1 protein-coding gene is annotated in these 320 nt (G+C 34.1%); it reads left to right on the forward strand.

Annotation, left to right across the window (positions count from 1 at the left end):
* Positions 1-11: 11 nt before the first annotated feature.
* Positions 12-167, forward strand: coding sequence for a DUF1214 domain-containing protein (locus SB660_RS19575; RefSeq protein WP_410583913.1), 156 nt, complete (start codon positions 12-14; stop codon positions 165-167).
* Positions 168-320 lie beyond the last annotated feature (153 nt).

Here is a 320-nt window from a genome sequence, read left to right on the forward strand (position 1 = left end):
GTTCTATCGATTTGTATTTTGGACCAAAAGCACCAGCAGGCAAAGAAAAAAATTGGGTACAGACTTTACCAGGTAAACACTGGTTTACTTACATGCGTTTCTATGGTCCTACAAAAGCATATTTTGACAAAAGCTGGAAAATGGATGATATAAAAGAAGTGAAATAGAGGAAATTATTTAATGCGATAAAAATATTCAAAATGAAAAAAATCTTGTTTTTAAAAGCTTCTATTTTATTTTTAGCGATTGCAAGCTTTCATTTGCTCTCCATTCCCCATGCGTTTGATACCGCTCATCATTTTAAAGCGGTAGCCGACCAG

It is taken from the genome of Bacillus sp. SIMBA_005 (assembly GCF_046535585.1).
Lineage (GTDB): Bacteria > Bacillota > Bacilli > Bacillales > Bacillaceae > Bacillus > Bacillus pumilus.